Source organism: Streptomyces xiaopingdaonensis (genome assembly GCF_000262345.1).
Lineage (GTDB): Bacteria > Actinomycetota > Actinomycetes > Streptomycetales > Streptomycetaceae > Streptomyces > Streptomyces xiaopingdaonensis.
The window spans coordinates 1-3,853 of sequence record NZ_AJTQ01000234.1; the positions used below are offsets into that span (position 1 = coordinate 1).

Annotated in this window: 5 protein-coding genes; 1 reads left to right on the plus strand and 4 read right to left on the minus strand. The window is 73.9% G+C overall.

Going from position 1 to position 3,853, the window contains the following annotated elements:
- From UWG_RS34000 to UWG_RS0118670, 3 genes are all read right to left on the minus strand, one after another.
- Window positions 1-108 (minus strand): family 4 glycosyl hydrolase (locus UWG_RS34000; protein ID WP_157838571.1); only part of this gene is annotated, 108 nt, incomplete at its 3' end.
- A gap of 60 nt (window positions 109-168) precedes the next feature.
- Entirely contained in the window at window positions 169-1,335 is a 1,167-nt protein-coding gene (locus tag UWG_RS0118665) for an ROK family transcriptional regulator (RefSeq protein ID WP_050988612.1), read from the minus strand.
- Between the two features lie 169 nt (window positions 1,336-1,504).
- On the minus strand, window positions 1,505-2,506 hold the full coding sequence (locus UWG_RS0118670) for a mechanosensitive ion channel family protein (protein WP_016908733.1): 1,002 nt from the start codon (window positions 2,504-2,506) through the stop codon (window positions 1,505-1,507).
- 295 nt (window positions 2,507-2,801) lie between these two features.
- Between UWG_RS0118670 and UWG_RS0118675 the strand changes: the two genes are divergently transcribed.
- Window positions 2,802-3,341 (plus strand): HNH endonuclease, encoded by a 540-nt coding sequence (locus UWG_RS0118675; RefSeq protein ID WP_016908734.1) that lies wholly within the window; start codon window positions 2,802-2,804, stop codon window positions 3,339-3,341.
- Window positions 3,342-3,428: 87 nt separating this feature from the next.
- On the opposite strand, the gene UWG_RS30435 is transcribed toward UWG_RS0118675, so the two are convergent.
- Window positions 3,429-3,853 (minus strand): discoidin domain-containing protein (locus UWG_RS30435; protein ID WP_016908735.1); only part of this gene is annotated, 425 nt, incomplete at its 5' end.

Here is a 3,853-nt window from a genome sequence, read left to right on the forward strand (position 1 = left end):
GTCGACGAGGACGAGCTCGTCGACGGGGAGCGTGTCGCGCAACCTGGCGAAGCCGTCGACCAGTTCGGGCGTGTAGGTCGAACCGCCCCCTACGACTGCGAGTTTCATCGGATCGGCCTTTCGTCTCGTCTCGTCGAGCTGCGTCCCGTCCGGGCGGCGCCGTGCCCCTCACCCCGAGGTGTCGAAGACCTCGTCCCTCGTCGCCGCCAGCGCGCTCTGCACGGCCCCGTTCAGCACCGGCTGCTCCGCGACGCCGGCGAGCGCCAACCGCGGCCTGGGTACGGCGAGTTCCGCCAGCTCCGCCTCGACGAGCCGGCGCAGCGGCTCGCCCCCGGCGGTGAGCAGTCCCCCGGCGAGGACGACGAGCGCCGGATCGACCACCGCGACGAGCGAGCAGAGCCCCACGGCGACACCGGTGGCGAACTCCCGTGCGAGCGCCCCGGATCGCCCTTCCGAGCCGTCCGCGACCTCCGCGCTCCCCGCGGCGAGCAGCCGTGCGGCGGACTCGGCGGCTCCCTGGGCACGCGCCGCGGGCAGACCGAGCCGCTCGGCTGCCGCGAGCACCGCGTCCGGGCCGGCCAGATGCTGGAACCCGCCCGCGTTCGCCCGCGCGGGGCGGCGCACGAGCGGGGCGCCGGGGACGGGGAGGAACCCGAGCTCGCCTGCTCCGCCCGTCCCACCGCGGTGCAGCCGTCCGCCGAGTACGAGCGCGGCGCCGATGCCCTGCTCGATCCAGAGGAGCGCGAAGTCGTCGTGCCCGCACGCGGAGCCGAGGCGGTGTTCGGCGACGGCGACGAGGTTGACGTCGTTGTCGAACGTGAGCGGCATCGGCAGCAGCGCTGCGAGCCGGTCGAGGAGCGCGGGGTCGTGCCAGCCCGGCAGGTGCCGGGCGTACCGCAGGCGTCCGGTGTGCGGGTCGAAGGCTCCGGGCGTGCCGAGGACGACGCGGTGGAGCGCGCCGCGTTCCAACCCCGCGGCGCCGGCGGCCTCGTCGAGCGCCCTGACGACGAGCGTCTCCGGCGGCTCGCCGGGGGGTGCGGGGACTTCGCTCGTGGCGACCGTGCGGCCGGTGACGTCGGCGACGCCGGCGAGCAGCCGCCCCGGGCGCACGTCGACCCCGGCCACGTGTGCGGTGGCCGGGTTGACCTCGTAAAGCTGGGCGTTGGGGCCCGGGCGGCCTTCGCTCCGTCCCGTCGCGAGGACGAGTCCTGCTGCCTCCAGGCGGGCGAGGAGCTGGGAGACGGTGGGTTTGGAGAGGCCGGTGAGGCGGCCGATGCGGGTCCGCGAGAGCGGCCCCTGTGCGAGGAGGAGGTCGAGCGCCGCGCGGTCGTTCATGGCGCGGAGCACCCGCGGTGTGCCGGGCGTCGCCCTCTGTCCCACTCCAACCCCCTTGCGGCGGTCGGGCGTTCGGCGGCTGGCCGACTGTTAGGAACCCTTCCGGTCGCTTTCGGGCGAGCTTAGGTGCGGTCCCGCGCGTGGTCAATGGCCGGCGGTCGGCGCCCGGTCAGAAGGGGATCTCCTCGTTCCCCGACTCGGCGCTCGCCCGGTGGCGCTCGATCGTCAGGGAGTGCTCGTCGACGATTTCGACGCCTGCCCTGTCGAGCGCCCGCTTGATCCGGAACCGCAACTCGCGGCCGACGGAGCCGGCCTGGCCCGGCATCGTCCGCACCGAGACCCGGATGACCATGCTCTCCAGCGTCACCTCGTCGAGCCCGAGGACCTCGACCGGCTCCCAGAGCCGCTCGTCCCACGGCGACTCGGCGCTCAACTCGACGCCCGCCGCCGCGATCGCGGAGCGCACCTTCTCGAAGTCCTCGTCGGCGCGCACCTGCACGTCGATCTCGGCCGTCGACCATCCCTGGCTGAGGTTGCCGACCCGCTTGATCTCGCCGTTGCGCACGTACCAGATCTCACCCGAGTCGCCGCGAAGCTGCGTCACCCGCAGCCCGATCTCCAGCACCGTGCCCTCGGCCTCGCCGACGTCCACGCGGTCGCCGACGCCGTACTGGTCCTCCAGCAGGATGAACATCCCCGTCAGCAGGTCGGTGACGAGGTTGCGCGCGCCGAAGCCGAGCGCGACGCCCGCGACGCCGGCGCTCGCCAGCAGCGGCGCGAGGTTGATGCCGAGCCCCGAGAGGACCGTCAACGCGGCGGTGCCGAGGATCACGAACGAGGCGAGGCTGCGGAGGATCGAGCCGATCGCCTCGGACCGCTGCCGCCTGCGCTCCCTGTTGACGATGAGGCCGCGCAGCGCGTTGCCGCTCTCGGCCGCCTCCGAGCGGCGGTTCATCCGGGTTATGAGCTTCGTGAGCGCCCGCCGCACGAGGTACCGCAGCACGACGGCGATCACGACGACGAGGACTATCCGCAGCCCGGCGGCGAGCCAGCCCTGCCAGTTCTCCTCCACCCAGTTCGCCGCCGTGCCCGCGGAGTCCTGCGCGTCCCGGAGCCCCGGCGGCGGTGTGCCCGTCTCGGCACGGGCGGCGGTGAGGTACAGCCAGTTCACGGGCCCTCCGGTCGGACGTGTCCGTCTGCGCCGCGGTCACGGAACCTCCGGCGTCCGACCACACTATCGGCGCACCTGCTGCCGCGGTGCCGGCAGCGGGCAGTATCAGCCGAACTCCGTACGGCCCGCGCTCCGTCGGCAGTCGGCGGCTTCTCGGGCGGGCGGCGCCGGCTGTGGTGCAAAACACGCCAGGTGCGTTCCGCGGTCGTGGTGGCGAAGTCGCCGGGAGCGGGGACACACTGAGGGGAGATCGTCCCGGCGCGAGCCACGCGCCGCAGACGTACAAGGAGGCACCGTGCCGCATGTCCTGGTCCTCAACGCGTCGTACGAGCCGCTCGGCGTCGTACCGCTCCGCCGCGCGCTCATCCTCGTACTCAACGGCAAAGCCGTGAGCCTTGAGGACTCCGGCGCCCTGATGCACAGCGCAACCACCGTCATACCCGCGCCCAGCGTGGTCCGTCTCAAGCGCTTCGTACGAGTCCCTTTCCGGGGCGCCGTCCCGCTCACCCGCCGGGCGCTCTTCGCCCGCGACGGCGGCCGGTGCGCCTACTGCGGTGGCGTCGCAACCAGCGTCGACCACGTCATCCCGCGCAGTCGGGGCGGCGTCCACGCCTGGGAGAACGTCGTCGCCGCCTGCCGCCGCTGCAACCACGTCAAGGCGGACCGCCATGTCGGCGAGCTCGGCTGGCGGCTGCGCCACCAACCCGCGCCACCCTCCGGCCTTGCCTGGCGGATCATCGGCACGGGCCATCGCGATCCGCAGTGGCTGCCGTACCTCCAGCCGTACGGCGCCGACGACGACCTAGCCCGGATCGAGGGCAGATCCTCTGCCTGAGACCCGGGCTTCGTCGTGTTCGGGCCGGCCGCGCGCGCCGCGGTCGGCCCGAACCGGGCCGCGGGGCAAGGACGTTGGACCCTCCGGTCAGTCCTTCTGCTTCGGCTCGGCCGCCGCGTAGAGCTTCAGCGACCAGAGCGAGTAGCCGAACTCCGTGGCCCGCTCGTCGCCCTGGACGCGGACGTAGCGGGTGTCGGCCGGCGCGTCCATGCGGACCTGCTCCTTGCCGCCCTCGCTGTCGCGGACCGTCGCCGCCGTGCGCCAGCGCTTGCCGTCGGGGGAGACCTGTACGCGGTACCGCTCGGCGTGCGCGTCCTGCCAGTGGAGCACGGCTCGGGCGATCCGCGCCGGCTTCTCGAGCTCCACCTGGACCCAGGCGCCGTCCTCGGCCGGGGAGGACCACCGGGTCCCGCGCCTGCCGTCGGTGAGCGCGGAGGCGGGGAAGTCGTCGGTCTCGTCGGCCGAGGAGCGGGCCGCGGTGCCGGCGGCGAGGTCGGGGCCCGCCGATTCGG

Excerpts from the sequence above, each read along its gene's own strand:
- UWG_RS0118665 (WP_050988612.1), bottom strand. The coding sequence starts at position 1,335 with ATGAACGACCGCGCGGCGCTCGACCTCCTCCTCGCACAGGGGCCGCTC.